The organism is Halomonas beimenensis, assembly GCF_002549795.1.
Lineage (GTDB): Bacteria > Pseudomonadota > Gammaproteobacteria > Pseudomonadales > Halomonadaceae > Halomonas > Halomonas beimenensis.
Genome location: NZ_CP021435.1, coordinates 931,221 through 952,121 on the forward strand (window position 1 = coordinate 931,221; position 20,901 = coordinate 952,121).

The window sequence follows — 20,901 nt, forward strand, 5'->3', positions numbered from 1 at the left end:
CATGCAGATGCGGGATGCCCTCGGCGCGGTGATGCGCCACGAGGACCTGAGCTTCGACCAGACCCATGCGGTGATGACGGCGATCATGACCGGTGAGGCCAGTGACGCCCAGATCGCCGCCTTCCTGATGGGAATGGCGATGAAGGGCGAGTCCGCCGATGAGATCAGCGCCGCCGCCCAGGTCATGCGCGAGCTGATGCGACCGGTGCGCCTCACCGCCGAGAACGTGGTGGACATCGTCGGTACCGGCGGCGACGGCGCCAACCTCTTCAACGTCTCCACCGCGGCGAGCTTCGTGGCCGCCGCCGCCGGCGCCAACGTGGCCAAGCACGGCAATCGCGGCGTGTCCTCGTCCTCGGGGAGCGCCGATCTCTTCGCGGTGGCCGGCATCGGCCTCGACCTGACCCCCGAGCAGGTGGGACGCTGCATCGACGAGGTGGGCGTCGGCTTCATGTTCGCCCCCAACCACCACCCCGCGATGCGGCATGCCATCACGCCGCGGCGCGAGATGGGCGTGCGTACCCTGTTCAACATCCTGGGGCCGCTGACCAATCCCGCCGGCGCCCCGAACCAGCTGCTCGGCGTCTACCAGGCCTCGCTGGTGCCGCTGATGGCCGAGGTGCTCAAGCGCCTGGGCAGCCGTCATGTGCTGGTGGTCTACGCCGAGGATGGCCTCGACGAGATCTCCCTGGCTTCCCCCACCCGGGTCGCCGAGCTCAAGGACGGCGAGATCCACGAGTACACCATCGCCCCGGAGGACTTCGGCATCGCCCGCCACGACCTGGATGCGCTGCGGGTGCAGACGGCCGAGGACAGCCTGCGGCTGGTGGAGCATGCCCTGAAGGGCGAGGGGCCGGCCGCGGACATCGTGGCTCTCAACGCCGGGGCGGCCCTCTATGCCTCCGGCGTCGCCGACACCCTCAAGGAGGGTGTGGCGCTGGCCCAGGACGCCCAGGATTCCAAGCTGGCTCTCGAGAAGCTCAAGGAGCTGGCCAATTTCACCCGTGTCTTCGCCCAGTGAGCGCTACTTCAGGATCATCGAGATGACCGTATCCCCCGACACCCCGACCATCCTGACCCGCATCCTGGGCCGCAAGGACCAGGAGGTCGCCGAGCGACGGCGCGCCGTGCCCGAGGCCGAGCTGCTGAGCCTGGCCGCGCGGCAGTCCGCGCCGCGGGGCTTCGTGGCGGCGCTGGACGCGCGCATCCGTGCCGGCGATCCCGGCGTCATCGCCGAGGTCAAGAAGGCCTCGCCGTCCAAGGGCGTGATCCGCGAGGACTTCCGCCCGGCGGAGATCGCCGCGCGCTACGCCGCCGGCGGCGCGGCCTGCCTGTCGGTGCTCACCGACGCCGACTTCTTCCAGGGCCACGAGGACTTCCTGATCGAGGCTCGGGAGGCCTGCGAGCTGCCGGTGATCCGCAAGGACTTCATCACCCACGGCTACCAGGTCAGCGAGGCCCGAGCCATCGGCGCCGACTGCCTCCTGCTGATCGTCGCCGCCCTGGACGATGCTCGGCTCGCCGACCTGCATCGCCAGGCCACCGAGCTGGGCATGGACGTGCTGGTCGAGGTCCACGACGCCGACGAGCTGGAACGGGCGCTCCGGCTCGATCTGGGCCTGGTGGGCATCAACAACCGTGACCTCCACACCTTCGAGACCCGTCTGGAGACCACCCTGGACCTGCTGGCACGCATCCCCGAGGGCGTCACCGTGGTCACCGAGTCGGGCATCCACACCCGGGACGACGTGGCGCGCATGCGGGCGCACGGCGTGCACGGCTTCCTGGTGGGCGAGGCCTTCATGCGCCGGGAGGATCCGGGCGAGGCCCTGCGCGAACTCTTCTTCTAGAGGTATCTCGGGCCTGAACGAACGTGCCCCGGCCATGCAAGACGGTCGGGGCGCCATCGTCTGCGGCGGCGACGATCAGCTCGCCGGCTGAGGGGTAAGCCCAGGGGAGTCGGCGAAGACTAGGCTCACCAGGGTATCCCCGCGTCGGGGGGTGAGGCCGCCCTCCGCGGTGGCCAGGCGCACCCGCCCCGAGGGGCCGATGCACAGCAGCGGCAGCCAGCGACCGCCGTGGGCGTGACGCTGCGTCTCCATGCGGGTCTTCTCGCCGAAGTGCAGGCGCTGCACCACGCCTCCCTCGGCGACCAGGCGCGACAGCTTGGCGAAGGTCACGTCCCGGCCGAACAGCAGCGGCAGGTGGTCCAGGGCCTGGCCATGGGGCCGATTGGCGCGGCGCCCCTCGTCCACCGCCAGGCGGAAGACCCGGTCGCGGCCCAGCAGGTGCTCGAAGTGCAGCGCCGCCAGGTCGTTGAGTTCCCGGTAGGGCGAGAGCGGCAGCAGGTAGCCGATCCCGCTGAGCTCCAGGTGCTGGGCGGCATGCTCAGAGAGCGGATCACCGTAGTAGGTGGTGAGCCCCGCCCGCTTGGCCAGCTGGATGGCGTCCCAGCTGCTGTCGGCCAGCACCACGCTGACCCCCGCCTCCTTGAGCTGGGTCGCCACCTGGCGGGCCACCTGATTGGCCCCGATGATCAAGATCCCATCCGGGGAGGGCCGCTGGACCCCGAGCCAGCTGGCCAGCGGGCGCGACAGCAGGCTCTGGCTCACCACGGTGCTGATGATCACCAGGAAGGTGACCGGCACCAGCATCTCCGCGCCGGGCACGCCGACCTCCTCCAGGCGCAGGGCGAACAGCGAGGCCACCGCGGCGGCGACGATACCGCGGGGCGAGATGAACGCCAGCAGCGCCTTCTCGCGGGGCTCGAGGCCGCTTCCCAGGGTACACAGCCAGACGGTGAGCGGCCGGGCGACACCGACCAGCACCGCCAGGAAGGCCCAGGCCGGCCAGCTCAGCAGGGCCAGCTGATCCACGGTGAGCCGGGCAGCCAGCAGGATGAAGAGCCCCGAGATCAGCAGCACCGAAAGGGTTTCCTTGAACTCGATGATCGGCCGGGTCGGGACGCCTCGCATGTTGGCCATCCACACCCCCATCACCGTCACGGTCAACAGGCCCGATTCGTGGAACAGCAGGTTGGAGGCCGAGAACAGCGTCAGCATCAGCATCAGGGTGCCGAAGCTGTGCAGCTGGCGGGGCAGCCAGTGCCGGCGCAGTACCAGCCCCCACAGGTAGCCGCCGGCGATGCCCAGCCCGAAGCCGATCAGCGCCGTCTGGGCGAACAGCACCAGCGTCTGGGTGGCGGCCTCGCTGCCCGATCCCAGGGCCACGAACTCGTAGACCAGCACCGCCCCGATCGCGCCCATGGGGTCGATCAGGATGCCTTCCCAGCGCAGGATCTGGGTGAGGTGTTCCCGGGCACGCAGCGTCTGCAGCATGGGCAGGATCACGGTGGGGCCGGTGACCACCAGCAGGGCGCCCAGCACGCTGGCCATCTCCCAGGACAGGCCCAGCAGGAGGTGCGCCGCCAGGATGCCGGTGATGCCGGTGATCAGGGCGCCCCAGGTCACCAGGCGACGGACCGTGCGGCCGTGGCCGCCCAGCTCGCGGAAGTTCAGGGTCAGGCTGCCCTCGAACAGGATCACCGCCACCGCCAGGGAGACCAGCGGGAAGAGCAGCTCGCCGAACAGGGCGTCGGGATCGAGCAGGCCGGTGACCGGGCCCGCGGCGATACCGGCCACCAGCAGCATGAGGATCGCGGGCAGCTTCAGCTGCCAGGCGAGCCATTGGCATATCAGGGCCAGTAGCCCGATCGTCGCCAGGTCGAGACCGGCGTGCTCCATCGTCGTTCGCGCTCCATCGGGTGAAAGGGCGCGCAGACTAGCGTCGCCGGGCGCGACTTGCAATCCATCGCCGTGATCAAGCGGCTCGATGTCGTCTCAGCGATGGAAGAGCCAAAGGAGCAGCGAGAGCACCCCGCTGATCAGCAGCATGGTGGTGATGGGGAAGTAGAAGGAGACGTTGTCCCGCCGGATCACGATGTCACCCGGCAGGTGGCCCAGGGGCAGCTTGCCCAGCCAGGGCCACAGGACCCCGACGGCGACCAGCACCAGGCCGATAAGGATCAGGGGGCGGTTCATTGGCTTACCTCCTGTTCCCCCTTCCGGGGCCGCAAGATCTCGGGGGAGGGCGCCCACCGGAGGTCGCTCTCGCTGGGCGCCTGCATGACAGGGTCAGCCGGCCCGGCGGAGGACGTCCAGCAGGCCCTGCAGGGGGTGCGGCAGGGCCGTGTCCGACAGCCGTCTGGCCTGGCTGCGGCAGGAGTAGCCGGTGGCCAGCAGCCGGCCGGCGTTGGCGGGATCCTCCACCCGCGGCTGCCAGGACTGGGCGTAGATGGCCTTCGAGGTCGCCAGGTTGCGCGCCTCGTGGCCGTAGGTCCCGGACATCCCGCAGCAGCCGGTGGCCACCACCTCGAGCTCCAGGCCGAAGGCGGCGAATATCCGCTGCCAGGCCCTGGGCGTGCCCGGGGCATTGGTCTTCTCGGTGCAGTGGGCCAGCAGCCGGTAGCCGGGATCGTCGAGGCGGACGCCGTCGGGCACCCGCGAGGCGCGCTCCCCGGCCAGCCGTTCGCTCAGCCATTCGGGCAGCAGCTTCACCTCGGGCACGGCGGCCTCGCCCAGCGCCTTCACGTACTCCTGGCGGTAGGTCAGGGTCATGGCCGGGTCGATGCCGACCAGCGGCACCCCGGCCTCGGCCAGCGTGCGCAGCCGCTCGGCCTGTTTGGCCGCGGTGCGCTCGAAGGCGCCGAGGAAGCCCTGCACGTGCAGCGGCTTGCCGTTGGGCGCGAAGGGGGCGACGAAGACGCGCACGTCGAGCCGCTCGAGCAGCTCCACCACGTCCATCACCAGCCGCGACTCGAAGTGGCTGGTGAAGGCGTCCTGCACCAGCACCACGCTGTTGGCCTTCTGGGCCGCGGTGAGCCGGCCCAGCGTCGTCGGCGTGGCCTCACTCACGCCCCAGGCGGCGAGCTGCTTGTCGAGGCGCGCCCGGGACAGCCGGGGGCTGTCGACCATGCCCACGGGCCCGGCCAGCAGGCGGTCCACCCAGCGGTTGGCCAGGGCGGCGTTGTACAGCGGGGCGACGCGCGAGAGCGTCGGCACCAGGAACTCCAGCCCGCCGATCAGGTAGTCGCGCACCGGGCGCAGGTAGCGGCCGTGGTAGACCTCCAGGAACTGCGAGCGGAAGGCTGGCACGTTGACCTTCACCGGGCACTGGCCGGCGCAGGACTTGCAGGCCAGGCAGCCGGCCATGGCGTCATAGACCTCGTGGGAGAAGTCGGCCTCGCCGCGGCGCCGGGCCAGGGTGTGGCGCAGCTTGCCGGGGAAGGCCTTGACCGCGCCCCAGACGCCGGCGGTCCGCGCCCGCTCGGCGACCTCGACCACGTCGACGCCGGCCTGGTCCTGCAGGCGCAGCCACTCGCGCATCAGGCTGGCGCGGCCCTTGGGCGAGTGGATGCGCTGGCGGGTGGCCTTCCAGGACGGGCACATGGCGTCGTCCGGGTCGTAGTTGTAGCAGGCGCCGTTGCCGTTGCAGTAGACGGCATCGCCGTGGGCCTGCCAGACCCGCTCGTCGATCTGGCGGTCATGCTCGCCGCGGGTGGGCACGTCGTCGATGGCCAGCAGGCCCGGATCGACCCACTTGACGGCCTGCTCGTCTTCGCCCCCTTCCGGACTGGACGGGTTGGCCTGGGCGTCATGTTCGGCCGAGGGAGTCCTGCCCGCGTCTTCGGGCGGGCTGGAGAGCGGGGTGGCGATCTTGCCGGGATTGAGCTGGTTGTGGGGGTCGAAGGCGGCCTTGAGCCGGCGCAGGCTGGGGTAGAGCGGGCCGAAGAAGGCCGGGGCGTACTCGGAGCGCACGCCCTTGCCATGCTCGCCCCACAGCAGGCCGCCGTACTGGCGGGTGAGCGCGGCGACCTCGTCGGAGATCTCGCGGATCAGCGCCGCCTGGGCGGGATCCTTCATGTCCAGCGCCGGGCGCACGTGCAGCACCCCGGCGTCGACGTGGCCGAACATGCCGTAGTCGAGGTCGCGGGCGTCGAGCAGGGCGCGGAACTCGGCGATGTAGTCGGCCAGGTGCTCCGGGGGCACGGCGGTGTCCTCGACGAAGGGCAGCGGGCGCTGCTCGCCCTGGACGTTGCCGAGCAGGCCCACGGCGCGCTTGCGCATGCCGTAGACGCGCTGGATCTGCTCGCGCCCCTCGGCGAGGGTGTAGCCCAGGCGGTCGACGCTGCGGTCGTCCCCCAGGTGGCGGCAGAAGGCGGCGACCCGCTCGGCCAGGCGCTCGGGGTCGTCGTCGTTGAATTCCACCAGGTTGATGCCCTGGCATCGGCTCGTCCGGCCTGCGCGGGCGCTGGGCGTTGTTGCGCGGTGCTCGCCGACTCGCCTACCCCCTCGGTATGTCTCGTCGTCGGCGCGCCGCGCGCCTAGCCCATCATCCCGCTCGGCTCGGACTGGGTCGTCTTCCTCCCGCGCGTCGGGAAAGAACTCGGCGACGCTGTCCCACACGAAGTCCTGCTGCGCCAGGCCCAGCACCTTGTCGTCCACCGTCTCGATGGAGGTCGGGGCGGCGCTGCTTCCCATCAGCGCCTTGGCGTCGCGCAGGGCATCCATGAAGCCCGCATAGCGCACGTTGACCAGGGTCGAATGGCCGGGGATCGGCAGCACGTTGAGCACTGCCTCGTTGGTGAAGGCCAGCGAGCCCTCGGCGCCGCACAGCACGCTGTTGAGGTCGAACCGGCCGTCCTCGGTACGCAGATGGGCAAGATCGTAGCCGGTCAGGCAGCGGTTGAGCGGCGGGAAGGTCTCGCGGATGCGCTCGCGCTCGGCGTCGATGATGCCCCGGGCCGTGCGATGCACCCGGCCCACGGCGTCGTCGCGCTCGCACAGGGCGTCGAGCTCGGCCTCGTCCACCGGCCGGGTGGTGAGGCGCTCGCCGCCGAGCAGCACGCTGTCGAGCTCGAGGACGTGATCGCGGGTCTTGCCGTACTCGCAGCTGCCCTGGCCGCTGGCGTCGGTGGCGATCATGCCGCCGATCGTCGCCCGGTTGGAGGTGGAGAGCTCCGGGGCGAAGAAGAGCCCATGGGGCTTCAAGGCGGCGTTGAGCTGGTCCTTGACCACGCCGGCCTGGACGCGGACCCGGCGGGCCGCGACGTCGATGTCGAGGATGGCGTTCATGTGCCGGGAGACGTCGACCACCAGGCCGTCGGTGAGCGACTGGCCGTTGGTGCCGGTGCCGCCGCCACGGGGGGCCAGCACCACGCGGCGGAAGTCGTCGCGCCCGGCCAGGCGGGCGATGCGCGCCAGGTCGTCGGCGCCGCGGGGGTAGAGCACCGCCTGGGGCAGGCGCTGGTAGATCGAGTTGTCGGTGGCGAGCACCGTGCGGTTGGCGTAGTCCGGGGCGATGTCGCCCTCGAAGCCGGCATCGCGCAGGGCCTCGAGGAAGCGCAGGTAGGGGGCGTCGGCTTGTCCGTGGGGGGTCGCGTGTGCGGTGTCCAGTCGTGCGATCATGGCGTCGGGTTCGGTCGCTTGCGCCGCCTTGGGGGGCGGATGGAGGAGGAACCTCCTACTGTACCCCGAGACGGCTCATGCCGCATCCTGGCGCGTGGCGCCGGGGCGGGCTTTTGCCTACAATGTTCCGCCTGCTTTTCCCGATTCCACCGACTGCGACGGACAGGATTCCATGCTCGATCCCAAACTGCTGCGCAGCGACCTCGAGACGGTCGCCCACCGACTGGCCAAGCGAGGCTTCGACCTCGACACCGAGCGGCTCGCCGCCCTGGAGTCCCGGCGTCGGGAGCTGCAGGCCGAGACCGAACGCCTGCAGAACGAGCGCAATACCCGGTCCAAGGCCATCGGCCAGGCCAAGGCCGCCGGCGAGGACATCCAGCCGCTGCTCGGCGAGGTCAGCGACCTGGGCGATCGCCTGGACGCCGCCAAGGCCAGCCTCGTCGAGGTCCAGGCCGAGTGGGACGAGCAAGTCAGCGGCCTGCCCAACCTGCCCCATGACGACGTGCCGCAGGGTGAGAGCGAGGACGACAACGTCGAGTTGCACCGCTGGGGCACCCCGCGGGCCTTCGATTTCGCGCCCCGCGATCACGTGGACCTGGGGGCGCGGACCGGGCAGCTCGACTTCGACCTGGCCGCCAAGCTCACCGGCGCCCGCTTCGCCGTCATGCGCGGGAGCATCGCCCGGCTGCATCGGGCCCTGACCCAGTTCATGCTGGACAAGCAGACCCTCGAGCACGGCTACGAGGAATGCTATGTCCCCTACATGGTGAACGACGACTCCCTGTTCGGGACGGGCCAGCTGCCCAAGTTCGGCGAGGACCTCTTCCGCCTGGAGGACGAGCGGGGCTATCGACTCATTCCCACCGCCGAGGTACCGCTCACCAACTTCGCCCGCGGCGAGATTCTCGAACACAAGCAACTGCCGGTACGACTCACCGCCCACACCCCCTGCTTCCGTAGCGAGGCCGGCTCCCACGGGCGCGATACCCGGGGCATGATCCGCCAGCATCAGTTCGACAAGGTGGAGATGGTGCAGCTGGTCGAGCCCGAGACCAGCTACGAGGCGCTGGAGGAGATGCGCGGTCACGCCGAGGCCATCCTCCAGGCGCTCGATCTCCCCTACCGGGTGGTGACCCTGTGCACCGGCGATATGGGGTTCGGCGCCGCCAAGACCTACGACCTGGAGGTCTGGCTGCCCAGCCAGGAGACCTACCGGGAGATTTCCTCGGTCTCCAACTGCGAGGACTTCCAGGCGCGCCGCATGCAGGCCCGCTTCCGCCACCCCGACGAGAAGAAGCCCCGCCTGCTGCACACCCTGAATGGCTCCGGGCTTGCCGTGGGTCGCTGCCTGATCGCGGTGATGGAGAACCATCAGAACGCCGACGGCTCGATCACGGTGCCCGAGGTCCTGCGCCCCTACCTGGGCGGGATCGACACCATCAATATCTGAGCGCCGAGCCGCCAAGGGACAAGTAGCGAGTAACAAGTAGCAAGGGGCGAGGATCCTCTTGCTACTTTCTACTTTTCACTTGAACTTCCGCTTGGCCGCCTACGGCTGCTCGATGGCCCAGCCGACATTGACCGCGGCGTCGATGGTGAGGGTGCCGGGACGGTACTCGGCGCTTCCGCCGCTTTCACGGGCGTCGGCGCTCATGGCCATCATGCGCGGCTGGAAGACGGGCGCCTGCTGCTCCTCGATGCTGAGCACCGCACCGAGCTCGACGTCCAGGGTCTCGGCCATCAGCTCGGCCTTGTGCCGGGCCCGCTCCAGGGCCTTGACCAGGGCCCGGTCGCTGGCCTCCTCCCGGTCGGTCAGGTCGTAGGTGATGCCGTCCAGGGCATCGACACCGGCCTCGGTGAGGGCATCGAGGATGCTCGGCAGCCGGTCGAGTTCCGCGACCTGCACCCGGATGGGACGCTCCAGCCGAGTGCGCATCATGGGCCTCGTTTCGCCGCCTTGAACTCGTCGCTCGGGCAACATCTCGGGCTGAACCTGCAGCGAGCCCGCCTGGATGGCGTCTCGCTCGAGCCCGGCGGCTTCCAGGGTACGGATCAGGACGGCGGCACGCTCCTCGAGGCGTCCCCGGGCCTCGGCCAGGGCCTCGGAGTCGTGTCGCCCGGCATCCTCCCGGGCGACGGCGGGGGTACGTTCCCAGAGCCGCGCCCTGAGGCTGGCCCGGTCGGGCACCACCTCCAGCTCGGCGCGCGCCTGGACATCCAGCCGGTGGGGCGTCGACGGCTGGCCGGCCAGGGTGGTGAGGGGAAGGGCGAGCAGCAGGGCGGTGAGCAGGGCTGGGGAAACGGTTCGGCGAGTCATGGCGCTTTCCTTTTCGCGATGGACACCCCGCTTGGAACCGACGGGGTCGCCGGGGTTCCCTCGGACATCGCGCTTGCAAGTTGCTTTCACGATGCTCGCCCTGTCAGGGGGCCTGGCGCGTTGTACCCGGAGCCGCCAGGCTTCATGATGACGGTCCTTGCATCGGTGGAGTGAGGCGGCATGGTGCGACCCAAGGACGATCCCCAGAGCAGTATCCCCCTGAACCTGACCCTGGCGCTGGCGGCCCTGGTGGTCATCGTCGCGGGGATGCGGGCCGGTTCCAGCCTGCTGGTGCCCTTGCTGCTCTCGCTGTTCATCGCCGTGGTCTGTACCGCGCCCGTGCACTGGCTGCATCGGCTGGGACTGAGCCTGCGCCTGTCGGTATGGTTGACCCTGATCGTCATCGGCGGGTTGCTGTCGCTGCTGGGGCTGCTGCTGGTCAACAGCTTCGGCACCTTCATCGACGCCCTGCCGGGAATCGAGCAGAAACTCTACCAGTACTACCTCGGCATCCTCGACCGTCTCGCCGCCCTGGGGCTGGCCATCGACACCGAGCGACTGGCCGAACTGCTGGATGCCGAGCAGTTGGGGGGCTGGATCCCGGCGCTGATCGGCCAGGTCGGCAACCTGATGATGCAGAGCGTGGTGGTGGCCCTGCTGGTGATGTTCCTGCTGTTCGAGACGCTCAACTTCCGGGACAAGGTCTCCCGGGCCCTGGCGAACCCGGCGCCCAGCCTGCGTCGCTTCAGCGAATTCAGCCTGACCCTCAAGCGCTACCTGGCGGTGAAGACCCTGATCAGCCTGGCCACCGGGGCCCTGATCTGGCTGGCCTGCAGGCTCGTGGGCGTGGAGTTTCCGCTGCTGTGGGCGGTGCTGGCCTTCGCCCTGAACTACATCCCCAATATCGGCTCGGCCATCGCCGCGATTCCGCCCGTCCTGCTGCTGCTCGTCTCGCCGGACGGCGGCCTGGTCAAGGCGGTCGTGCTCAGCGGGGCCTACCTGGGGGTGAATTTCGTGCTCGGCAATCTGGTCGAGCCCCGGGTCATGGGGCGTGCCCTGGGGCTGTCCACCTTCGTGGCCTTCCTGTCCCTGGTGGTCTGGGGCTGGATCTTCGGAGTGGTGGGGATGCTGCTGTCGGTGGTGCTGACCATGACGCTGAAGATCGCCCTGGACAGTCACCCCCAGACCCGCTGGATCGCGCATCTGCTGGGGCCGGGGAACGGTCCGCTGGAGGCCGCCGATCGGCCGCCCTCGGAGCGAGTGGAGCGCGAGGAGGACGCGTGACAGCCCAGACAAACGCGCCCCGACCAAGGGCCGGGGCGCGGAATGGCCTGTCGGGGGATCAGGCGTTCTGGTCGATGAACTGGGTCAGCTGGGACTTGGACTGAGCCCCGACCAGGGAGGCGACCTTGGCCCCGGACTTGAACAGCATCACGGTCGGCACGCCGCGCACGCCCTGCTCGGCGGCGATCTCGGGGGCGTCATCCACGTTGATGCTGACGACCTTGAGGTTGCCCTCGCGTTCCTCGGCGACCTCGTCGACCACCGGTGCCATCACCTTGCAGGGGCCACACCAGGGGGCCCAGAACTTCAGCAGGACCGGGGTTTCGGCATTGAGGACTTCCTGCTCGAAGTTGGCGTTGGTGACATCGACGTTATTGGCCATGAGATTCTCCAGTTACTACGTTGCGCTGCATCGAGCGGATGGTCAGGCATGATGGCATGCTTGATCGCCCGATGTTAGCGGTCGGTCGGGAGGCTGGCAAATCCCGATGAGGACGATCGGGCGACGAACGGGGCTAGGTAACCCTTCTGATGTTATGCTATAAAGTAATCATGGAAGATGTTCTTATTTCACAATGGTCTTTTAAAGGCGCCGATGCAAGGAGGAGGGAGCGCGCATGAAGCTCCAGCAGCTGAGGTACATCTGGGAAGTCTCGCGTCACAACCTCAATGTCTCGGCCACCGCCCAGAGCCTCTACACCTCCCAGCCTGGCATCTCCAAGCAGATCCGTCTGCTCGAGGACGAGCTCGGCGTGGAGATCTTCGCCCGCAGCGGCAAGCACCTGACCCGGGTCACGCCGGCCGGGCAGGCGATCATCGAGCTGGCCGGCCAGGTGCTGCGGCTCACCGAGAACATCAAGCACGTCGCACAGGAGCACAGCGACGAGCGCCGCGGCAGCCTGTCCATCGCCACCACCCATACCCAGGCCCGCTATGCGCTCCCGCCGGTGATTCGAGAGTTCACCCGCAAGTATCCCGACGTGGCGCTGCACATGCAGCAGGGTACGCCCCGCCAGATCGCCCAGATGGTCAGCGACGGCCAGGCGGATTTCGCCATCGCCACCGAGTCCCTGGAGCTGTTCAACGACCTGGTGCTGTTGCCCTGCTATCGCTGGAACCGCTGCGTGCTGGTCCCTCAGGGCCATCCTCTCGCCGAGCATGAGCCCCTCACCCTGGAGGCCCTGGCCGCCTACCCCCTGGTGACTTACGTGTTCGGCTTCACGGGACGCTCTCAGCTCGACGACGCCTTCCGGGCCCGGGGGCTGACCCCCAATGTGGTGCTCACCGCCGCCGACGCCGATGTCATCAAGACCTATGTGCGCCTCGGCATGGGCGTGGGCATCGTCGCCCACATGGCCGTGGATCCGGAGCAGGACACCGACCTGGTCGCCCTGGACGCCGGTCATCTCTTCGACAGCTCCACCACCAAGATCGGCATCCGGCGCGGGACCTTCATGCGCGGCTTCATGTACGACTTCCTGCAGGGCTTCGCCGGGCATCTGGACCGTGAGCTGGTGGACGCGGCCTTGTCCGCCGGCCCTCGCCATGAGGACGGGCTCTTCCGCGATATCGAGCTTCCGGTGCGCTGAGCCTGCCCGGCCCCGCGGTGCCGTCATTCCCGCCGCCGCGCAACGGTCCCTCAGAGGGCCTATGCTGACCATGGGCGATGCGTCTGAGGCGGCAACCGGGGGCGGCGGCAGTGAACATCTCATTCCATGGCGCCGCTCAGGGCGTGACCGGTTCCTGTCATCTGGTGGAGTGTGCCGGGGCCCGCATCCTCATCGATTGCGGGCTCTACCAGGGTGGGCATTCCCTCGAGGAGGAGAATGCCGAGCCGTTCGGGTTCGAGCCGGCCGACATCGATGCGCTGCTGCTGACCCATGCGCACCTGGATCACTGTGGACGGATTCCGCTGCTGAGTCGTCGCGGATTCCAGGGGGAGATCATCACCACCCCGGCTTCCCGGGAGCTGGCCAGGCTCGTCATGCTCGACGCGGCGAACCTCCAGGAAGAGGAGGCGGCCAGGAACCGTCGCCAGGCGGCCCGGCATGGGCGAAAGCGAGGCGCGAGGGAGGAGCCGCGCTATACCGTGCTGGACGCCCTGAACTGCCTGGATCGTTTCGGGCGCTGCGCCGGCTACGGCGAGCGTCTCCAGGTGGTGCCTGGCATCCAGGCCACTTTCCTGGATGCCGGGCACATCCTGGGGTCGGCCAGCATCCTGCTGGAACTCGAAGAAGGTGGGGAGCGCCGGCGCGTGTTGTTTTCCGGCGACGTCGGTAACCGGGGGCGTCCCCTGCTGCGGGACCCGGAGGTGGTCACCGGCCTGGACGCGGTCGTCATGGAGACCACCTACGGTGATCGCGAACACAAGAGTCTGCAGCCGACCATCGACGAGTTCTACGCGGCGATCAATGCCACCTTCGAGCGTGGCGGCAACGTGATCATTCCGACCTTCGCCATGGAGCGTGCCCAGGAACTGCTCTATTTCCTGCGCCAGGAGGTCGAGCGGGGCATCCTCTCCCAGGCCACCCAGGTCTTTCTCGATTCCCCCATGGCGATCTCCGCCACCGAGATCTTCCGGCGACATCCCGAAGCCTACGGTGACGGGACCCGAGCCCTCTTCCAGTCCGGCCAGGATCCTTTCCAGTTGCCTGGCTTGCACTTCACCCGGGAAACGGCGGAGTCCATGGCGCTCAACCGGATCGGGGGCGGCGCCGTGATCATGGCGGGCTCCGGCATGTGCACGGGAGGACGGGTTCGCCATCATCTGAAGCATCACCTGTGGCGACGCGACAGCAGCATCGTCTTCGTCGGCTTCGCCGCGCGTGGGACGCTCGCGCGACGCATCGTCGATGGTGCCGGTTCCGTCAGGATCTTCGGCGAGGAGATTCCCGTCCATGCCAGCATTCACACCATCAACGGCTTTTCCGCCCATGCCGGCCGCCAGGAGCTGCTCGACTGGTATCGGCGTACCGCTGGAGCCCCGGTGACCTATCTGGTTCATGGCGACCCGGACGCGATGGCGGCCTTCGCCGGCGAACTGGCCGATCGCGAGGTGCGGATGCCGGCCTTGCACGATCGCTTCGCGTTGTGAGGCCATGACAACGATCGGGATTGCGGTTCCTGGTCCTGGGTGGAGTCGTCATGAAGAACATCTTTGTCCTGGGGCTGGACGACTTCAATCTGCTGGAAATGCGTGCCTTGCCGGCCGCCGTGGACTATCGCCTCCATCCGTTGTTTCGGCACGGCGAGGTGAAGGCCGTTCCCGACTTCCCGGTGAGGGAACTGTACGAGGGGGCGATCGCGCGACTCGAGCGCTTCGCCGAGCCGATCGATGCCATCGTCGGTTACTGGGACTTCCCGGTGAGCACCCTGCTGCCGCTGCTGTGTCGGCATTTCGGCCTGCCGACGCCCTCGTTCGAGGCCGTGCTCAAGTGCGAGCACAAGTACTGGAGCCGTCTCGAGCAACGACGTTTGATTCCGGAACACATCCCGCCCTTCGGCGTGGTCGACCCCTTCTCGAAGCGCTTTCGGGAACGCCTCGACATCGACTATCCGTTCTGGATCAAGCCCGTCCGTGCCGCCAGCTCGCACCTGGGGTTCATGGTGCGCAACCCCCGTGACCTGGAAAAGGCCATCCAGGCCATCCGGGCGAAGATCGGCCGTTTCGCCCGGCCGTTCAATTACCTGTTGCAGTTCGCCGAGCTGCCCCCCGAGGTCGCCGCCATCGACGGCCACCATTGCATCGTCGAAGGGCTCATCTCCCGTGGGAGGCAGTGCACCCTGGAAGGGTACGTCTACCGGGGGGAGGTCAGGATCTATGGCGCGGTCGACTCGATTCGCGAGGGTCGGCACCGTTCCTGCTTCTCGCGCTATCAGTACCCCTCATCCCTTCCCGGCCGCGTCCGGCGGCGGATGAGCGAGATAGTCGCGCGTTTCCTGAACGGGATCGGTTTCGACCACGGCCCCTTCAACGCGGAGTTCTATTGGGACCGTCGGCATGGGCGGATCTGGCTGCTGGAGATCAACAACCGGATCTCCAAGTCCCATTGTCCGCTGTTCCGTCATGTCGACGGCCTGTCCCATCACCAGGTGATGCTCGATCTCGGCCTGGGCAAGCGGCCCGACTTCCCCCATCGCCAGGGAGCCTACCGTTACGCGGCCAAGTTCATGTGGCGACGGTATCGGGATGCCAGGGTGACAAAGGTCCCCAACGAAGCGGAGCTACGCAGGCTCGGGGAGCGTTTCCCCAGCGCTCAGGTCCAGCTGCATGTCCACGAGGGCATGCGGCTGTCGGAACTGGCGGATCAGGACAGCTACAGCTACGAAATCGCCGTGATCTTCCTCGGCGCCGACAGTCAGAAGTCGCTGCTGCAGAAGTACGCCCGGCTGCGGCGGTCGATCCCGCTCGAGATGGCGCCACTCTAGGCGTGACACGAGCCTGGAGCGGGAATCACCGTCTCAACGAGACGGCGTCGCCCGTCCATGAGAAGGGGCGACGTCGTCGTGGGGCGTGGCCTCAGTGCTGGAGGTGCAGGCCGCACTCGCGCTTCGCTTCCACCTTGGTGGGATCGAAGTAGTCGAACTCGTTGGGCAGGTCGTGGGTCTGCAGGTACTGGTAGAGGTCGCGGGCGGTCCACTGCAGCAGGGGCGCGATCTTGAGCAGGCCATCGGCGTTGCGGGAGACGGCGTCCATCTGGGCGCGCTCGGGAGTGTCCTCGGCACGCAGGGCGGTGAACCAGACGTCCGGCGCCATCTCGCGCAGCGCCCGGGTGAAGGGCTCGAGCTTGACCTCCTCGGTGAAGGCGGCATGGCGCGGGTCGTCGATGCCCGGCATGGGGCCGTCCACGGCCTCGCGGTGGGCCCGGGTGCGACGGGGCAGGTAGGTGATCAGGTTGAGGTCGAGCCGCTTCACCAGGGCATCGGCATACCGATAGGTGGCCTCGGTGTTGTAGCCATGGTCCATCCACACGATCGGGATGTCCGGGCGCTGCCGCGTCACCATGTGCAGGATCACCGCCTCGAAGGGGCGGAAGTTGGTGGTGCAGATCGGCCGGCTGCCCTGCGCCAGGGCCCAGCGAATGAGGGCCTCGGGATCATTGCCCAGCTCGCGGTTGACGGCGTCGAGTTGTGGTTCCATGGGCGGCTCCAGATGGGGTTCTCGATCGCGCTACCCTAGCAGAGCCGGCGGAGCCTTCCCCAATACCGATTCATTGGATATTTATGCCTTATACGATTAAAAGAGTCGGTTTCTTATTCTTTTGGGGATTGCTCCGGTGAGTCGCTCAGGGCCGCCATCAGGTGGCGGATCTTGTCCAGGGTCTCGGTGTATTCCGCCTCCCCCCGGGAGTCGGCCACCAGGCCGCCCCCGCCCCAGAGATGCAGCCGGCCCTGGGCGGCCACGGCGGTGCGGATGGCGATGGAGGTGTCCATGTGGCCCCGCACGTCCACGTAGCCCAGGCTGCCGCAGTAGGCGCTGCGCGCCGAGGGTTCCAGCTCGTCGATGATCTGCATGGCGCGCACCTTGGGCGCGCCGGTGATGGAGCCGCCGGGGAAGGCCGCCGCCAGCAGGTCCAGGGGCGAGTGGGTGTCGGCCAGCTCGCCGGTGACCACGCTGACCAGATGATGGACGTTGGCATAGCTCTCCAGCCCACACAGTTGCGGCACTCGCACGCTGCCGGGACGGCACACCCGGCCCAGGTCGTTCCGCAGCAGGTCGACGATCATGACGTTCTCGGCGCGATCCTTGACGCTGCCCGCCAGTTCCTCGGCCAGGCGCCGGTCCTCCGCCGGCGTGGCGCCGCGGGGGCGGGTGCCCTTGATCGGCCGGGTCTCCACCCGCCCGTCGGCGCAGTGCAGGAAGCGCTCCGGCGAGAGCGACAGGATCGCCCGGTCGTCCCAGGCGAGGAAGCCCGAGAAGGGCGTGGGGGTGGCCCGGCGCAGGCGGCGATAGGCCGACCACAGGTCGCCCGCGAAGGGGGCGCTGAAGCGCTGGGCAAGGTTGATCTGGTAGCAGTCCCCCTCGCGGATGTAGCGCTGGACGGCCTCGAAGCGTTCGAGATAGTCCTCACGATGCATCTCCGCGGTGAAGTCGCCGATCAGCCGGAAGCCGCCGATCTCCCGCTCGGGGGCCGCCAGCCAGCCCAGCACCTGGGCGCGGCGTTCCGGGGTCGCCACCAGCCAGGCCTCCCGGCGCTCGTGGTCCTGGATCAGGGCCCAGTCGTAGAGCCCGACCCGGCTGGCCGGCAAGCGGGCCACTGGTCGGGCCAGGCCGGCCACGGGCTCCAGGCAACGCCCCAGGTCATAGCTCCAGTAGCCGATCAACCCGCCCAGGAAAGGCAGGTCGCTGTCGGGCACCGTGGACGGGAGGCGCTCGAGCAGGGCCTGCTGGGCAGCGAAGGGGCCCAGGCCTTGCAGGGCGTCGTCCCCGTGGGGCTGACCATGATCATCGATCTCCAGCACGCTCAGCGGGTCGCTGGAGAGGATGTCATAGCGCCCGCCAGGGGCGACGGGGCGGCCGCTGTCCAGCAGCACGGCGGCCGGGCGTCGGCGCAGTGCCGCGAAGCGTTCCAGGGGCGAGTCCTGGTAGGGCAGGGGAGTGATCTCGAGTGGTGATGTCATCAATGGCGCTTCCCTCAACAGGCCGCACATTCTAGGCGCCATGAACCGCTTTGTCCCTGTCCCGGTGGCCATCGGAGGGGGACGGGGTGTCAACGCAGGCGAGGCATGCCCGTCCTGACGACCTAGCAACCGCTTGGTTGTTTACAACCAAAGGGGGAGAACCCCGACTCTCCTGCCATATTGACCCATGGGTGGGCACTGACTACAGTGCATACACCAATCAATTGTCGACAATCATCATGACCAACGCCTCGACCTCCCCGGCCAACAGCAGCGAAGTCCGCACCCTGGCGGAGCGGGTATTCCAGCAGCTCCAGGACGCCATCGTGCGCGGCGAACTGGCCCCGGGCAGCAAGATCACCGAGCCCGGCCTGTCGCGAGCCTACGGCATCTCGCGCGGCCCCCTGCGGGAGGCCATGCGCCGACTGGAAGCGCACCGCCTGATCGAGCGGGTACCCCATGTGGGCGCCCGGGTGGTCAAGCTGTCCATCAAGGAGCTCCTCGAGCTGTTCGACGTGCGCGAGGCCCTGGAGAGCATGGCCGCAAGGCTCGCCGCCGAGCACATGACCGCCGAGGAGATCGCCGGCCTGCGCGAGGTGCTGGCGGTCCACGAACGTCAGAGCGACCTGCGCCGAGGCGAGGCCTACTACCAGCGCGAGGGCGATCTGGACTTCCACTATCGCATCGTCCAGGGCAGCCACAACAGGATGCTGATGGGCATGCTCTGTGACGACCTCTATTACCTGGTGCGGCTGTATCGTACCCAGTACAGCGCCAGCGGGACCCGCCCCCAGCGAGCCTTCGTCGAGCATCACCGCATCGTCGATGCCATCGAGGCCGGCGACGCCGAGCTCGCCGAGCTGCTGATGCGGCGTCACGTCAGCGCCTCCCGGGAGAACGTCGTCGAGCGCTACGCCGCCTCCCTCGAACAGCAACCCGAGCCGTCCGCCTGAGGACGTCCCCTCGATACCGGAGAGACTCCATGACACGATCCACCCCCGGCGCCCGTTTCCGCGCCGCCCTCGAGGCCAATCGTCCGCTGCCCATCGTCGGCACCATCAACGCCTATACTGCCATGATGGCCGAGCGCGTCGGTCATCAGGCCATCTACCTGTCCGGCGGCGGCGTCGCCAATGCTTCCTTCGGCCTGCCCGACCTGGGCATCACCACCATGAACGACGTGGTCGAGGACGCCCACCGCATCTGCGGCGCCAGCGACGTGCCGCTGCTGGTGGACATCGACACCGGTTGGGGCGGGGCCTTCAACATCGCCCGCACCGTCAAGGAGATGCAGCGGGCCGGGGTGGCCGCCGTGCACCTGGAGGACCAGGTGGCCCAGAAGCGCTGCGGGCATCGCCCCAACAAGGCCATCGTCTCCCAGGGCGAGATGGTCGACCGCGTCAAGGCCGCCGCCGATGCGCGCCTCGATCCGGACTTCTACCTGATCGCCCGTACCGATGCCTTCCAGAAGGAGGGGCTGGAGGCCGCCATCGAGCGCGCCAACGCCTGTATCGAGGCCGGGGCCGACGCCATCTTCGCCGAGGCGGTGCATACCCTGGACGACTACCGGGCCTTCTGCGAGGCGATCGATGCCCCGATCCTGGCCAACATCACCGAATTCGGTGCCACCCCGCTGTTCAGCCAGGAGGAGCTCGCCGAGGTGGGCTGCCGCATGGTGCTCTACCCGCTGTCCGCCTTCCGGGCCATGAACGCCGCGGCGCTCAAGGTCTACCAGAGCATCCATGACCAGGGCCACCAGCGCGACGTGGTGGAGCTGATGCAGACCCGCGAGGAGCTCTACGACTTCCTGAACTATCACGACTTCGAGCGCAAGCTCGACGCCCTGTTCGCCGAACAGGATGGCGGCCAGTAAGCGTTCAGTCATAACAAGCCTCACCAAGGAGACACGACCATGGCAGACAAACCGATCGGCGGCGCCGGCCTGCGTGGCCAGAGCGCCGGCTCCACCGCCCTGTGTACCGTCGGCAAGAGCGGCGCCGGCCTGACCTATCGCGGCTATGACATCCAGGAGCTGGCCGACAAGGCGCGTTTCGAGGAAGTGGCCTATCTGTTGCTCAAGGGCAAGCTGCCCAACCAGGCGGAGCTGGACGCCTACGTCACCAAGCTCAAGGGCCTCCGGGGCCTGCCCCAGGCGCTCAAGACCGTGCTCGAGCAGATCCCCGCCGACGCCCACCCCATGGACGTGATGCGCACCGGCGCCTCCATGCTGGGCAACCTCGAGACCGAGGAGAGCTTCGAGCAGCAGCAGGACGTCTCCGACCGCCTGCTGGCGGCGCTGCCGTCCATCATCTGCTACTGGTACCGCTTCAGTCACGACGGCGTGCGCATCGACACCGAGACCGACGACGACTCCGTGGGCGGCCACTTCCTGCACCTGCTGCGCGGTGCGCCGGCCTCCGAGCTCCACGCCCGGGTGATGAACGTCTCGCTGATCCTCTATGCCGAGCACGAGTTCAACGCCTCGACCTTCACCGCGCGGGTCTGCGCCTCGACCCTGTCCGACATGCACTCCTGCGTGACCGGCGCCATCGGCTCGCTGCGCGGCCCGCTGCACGGCGGCGCCAACGAGGCGGCCATGGCGATGATCGAGAACTGGCAGTCGCCGGAAGAGGCCGAGCGCGAGATCCTCGGCATGCTCGAGCGCAAGGACAAGATCATGGGGTTCGGCCACGCCATCTACCGCGAGTCCGATCCGCGCAACGCCATCATCAAGAAGTGGTCCAAGCAGCTGGCCGAGGACGTGGGCGACACCGTCCTGTATCCGGTCTCCGAGCGCGTCGAGGCGGTGATGTGGCGCGAGAAGAAGCTGTTCTGCAACGCCGACTTCTTCCACGCCAGCGCCTACCACTTCATGGACATCCCCACCAAGCTGTTCACCCCGATCTTCGTCTGCTCGCGGGTGACCGGCTGGTGCGCCCATGTCTTCGAGCAGCGCGAGAACAACCGCATCATCCGCCCGAGCGCCGACTACACCGGGCCGGAGCACAGCGAGTGGGTGCCGATCGAGGAACGCCCCTGACCTGCCTGCTCGATCACCCGTCATGACGGGTGCCGGCGGCAAGACGACGCGGGGCGCCGCGGCGCCCCGCCAAGTGCCGGCTCCCCGGAGCCTGCCGCCGGCAGGCCCCGCGGAGCCGTCGGCTGGATAGCCACTGCTGCCGCCTGATTTCTTCTGTCCACGACCCGATGGTG

At 68.4% G+C, this 20,901-nt stretch carries 17 protein-coding genes; 10 read left to right on the plus strand and 7 right to left on the minus strand.

From position 1 onward, the window contains the following. Position 1: 1 nt before the first annotated feature. Both trpD and trpC read left to right on the plus strand, forming a co-directional pair. Positions 2 to 1,021 (plus strand): anthranilate phosphoribosyltransferase, encoded by a 1,020-nt coding sequence (gene trpD / locus BEI_RS04400; RefSeq protein ID WP_097788376.1) that lies wholly within the window; start codon positions 2 to 4, stop codon positions 1,019 to 1,021. Between the two features lie 22 nt (positions 1,022 to 1,043). After that, complete coding sequence (gene trpC / locus BEI_RS04405) at positions 1,044 to 1,850, plus strand: indole-3-glycerol phosphate synthase TrpC (protein WP_097788377.1); 807 nt, start codon at positions 1,044 to 1,046, stop codon at positions 1,848 to 1,850. A 75-nt stretch (positions 1,851 to 1,925) separates the two neighbouring features. Here trpC and BEI_RS04410 read toward each other — a convergent pair whose 3' ends face one another. From BEI_RS04410 to BEI_RS04420, 3 genes are all read right to left on the minus strand, one after another. Then, a complete protein-coding gene (locus BEI_RS04410; protein ID WP_097788378.1) occupies positions 1,926 to 3,743 on the minus strand; it encodes a cation:proton antiporter in 1,818 nt (605 codons plus the stop codon). A 96-nt stretch (positions 3,744 to 3,839) separates the two neighbouring features. Then, positions 3,840 to 4,040 (minus strand): DUF2905 domain-containing protein, encoded by a 201-nt coding sequence (locus BEI_RS04415; RefSeq protein WP_097788379.1) that lies wholly within the window; start codon positions 4,038 to 4,040, stop codon positions 3,840 to 3,842. Between the two features lie 93 nt (positions 4,041 to 4,133). After that, the gene (locus BEI_RS04420) at positions 4,134 to 7,466 is read right to left on the minus strand and encodes an FAD-binding and (Fe-S)-binding domain-containing protein (RefSeq protein WP_097788380.1); all 3,333 of its coding nucleotides are present in this window, start codon (positions 7,464 to 7,466) and stop codon (positions 4,134 to 4,136) included. Between the two features lie 172 nt (positions 7,467 to 7,638). Between BEI_RS04420 and serS the strand changes: the two genes are divergently transcribed. After that, a complete protein-coding gene (serS, locus tag BEI_RS04425) occupies positions 7,639 to 8,916 on the plus strand; it encodes a serine--tRNA ligase (RefSeq protein WP_097788381.1) in 1,278 nt (425 codons plus the stop codon). A gap of 99 nt (positions 8,917 to 9,015) precedes the next feature. Here the strand turns inward: serS and BEI_RS04430 are convergent, their stop codons facing one another. Further along, entirely contained in the window at positions 9,016 to 9,783 is a 768-nt protein-coding gene (locus tag BEI_RS04430; RefSeq protein ID WP_097788382.1) for an SIMPL domain-containing protein, read from the minus strand. 180 nt (positions 9,784 to 9,963) lie between these two features. Here BEI_RS04430 and BEI_RS04435 point away from each other — a divergent pair, with 180 nt between their 5' ends. Further along, on the plus strand, positions 9,964 to 11,067 hold the full coding sequence (locus BEI_RS04435) for an AI-2E family transporter (protein WP_097788383.1): 1,104 nt from the start codon (positions 9,964 to 9,966) through the stop codon (positions 11,065 to 11,067). Positions 11,068 to 11,125: 58 nt separating this feature from the next. Here the strand turns inward: BEI_RS04435 and trxA are convergent, their stop codons facing one another. Then, a complete protein-coding gene (gene trxA / locus BEI_RS04440) occupies positions 11,126 to 11,449 on the minus strand; it encodes a thioredoxin (RefSeq protein ID WP_097788384.1) in 324 nt (107 codons plus the stop codon). A 235-nt stretch (positions 11,450 to 11,684) separates the two neighbouring features. On the opposite strand from trxA, the gene cysB reads away from it, so the two are divergent. The 3 genes from cysB (at position 11,685) to BEI_RS04455 (ending at position 15,495) form a co-directional block, all read left to right on the plus strand. Then, positions 11,685 to 12,656 (plus strand): HTH-type transcriptional regulator CysB, encoded by a 972-nt coding sequence (cysB, locus tag BEI_RS04445; protein WP_097788385.1) that lies wholly within the window; start codon positions 11,685 to 11,687, stop codon positions 12,654 to 12,656. 110 nt (positions 12,657 to 12,766) lie between these two features. Next, entirely contained in the window at positions 12,767 to 14,161 is a 1,395-nt protein-coding gene (locus tag BEI_RS04450) for an MBL fold metallo-hydrolase RNA specificity domain-containing protein (protein WP_097788386.1), read from the plus strand. 50 nt (positions 14,162 to 14,211) lie between these two features. Continuing rightward, a complete protein-coding gene (locus BEI_RS04455) occupies positions 14,212 to 15,495 on the plus strand; it encodes an ATP-grasp domain-containing protein (protein WP_097788387.1) in 1,284 nt (427 codons plus the stop codon). 91 nt (positions 15,496 to 15,586) lie between these two features. Here the strand turns inward: BEI_RS04455 and BEI_RS04460 are convergent, their stop codons facing one another. After that, complete coding sequence (locus BEI_RS04460; protein WP_097788388.1) at positions 15,587 to 16,207, minus strand: phosphoadenosine phosphosulfate reductase domain-containing protein; 621 nt, start codon at positions 16,205 to 16,207, stop codon at positions 15,587 to 15,589. 113 nt (positions 16,208 to 16,320) lie between these two features. Next, positions 16,321 to 17,688: an aminodeoxychorismate synthase component I gene (pabB, locus tag BEI_RS04465; protein WP_097788389.1), complete on the minus strand. Its 1,368-nt coding sequence runs from the start codon at positions 17,686 to 17,688 to the stop codon at positions 16,321 to 16,323. 239 nt (positions 17,689 to 17,927) lie between these two features. Between pabB and BEI_RS04470 the strand changes: the two genes are divergently transcribed. Genes BEI_RS04470 through prpC form a run of 3 tightly spaced genes read left to right on the plus strand, consistent with a single transcriptional unit; the run spans position 17,928 to position 20,728 of the window. After that, on the plus strand, positions 17,928 to 18,641 hold the full coding sequence (locus BEI_RS04470; protein WP_097788390.1) for a GntR family transcriptional regulator: 714 nt from the start codon (positions 17,928 to 17,930) through the stop codon (positions 18,639 to 18,641). 29 nt (positions 18,642 to 18,670) lie between these two features. Next, on the plus strand, positions 18,671 to 19,561 hold the full coding sequence (gene prpB, locus BEI_RS04475) for a methylisocitrate lyase (protein ID WP_097788391.1): 891 nt from the start codon (positions 18,671 to 18,673) through the stop codon (positions 19,559 to 19,561). Between the two features lie 39 nt (positions 19,562 to 19,600). Next, the gene (gene prpC / locus BEI_RS04480; protein ID WP_097788392.1) at positions 19,601 to 20,728 is read left to right on the plus strand and encodes a bifunctional 2-methylcitrate synthase/citrate synthase; all 1,128 of its coding nucleotides are present in this window, start codon (positions 19,601 to 19,603) and stop codon (positions 20,726 to 20,728) included. Positions 20,729 to 20,901 lie beyond the last annotated feature (173 nt).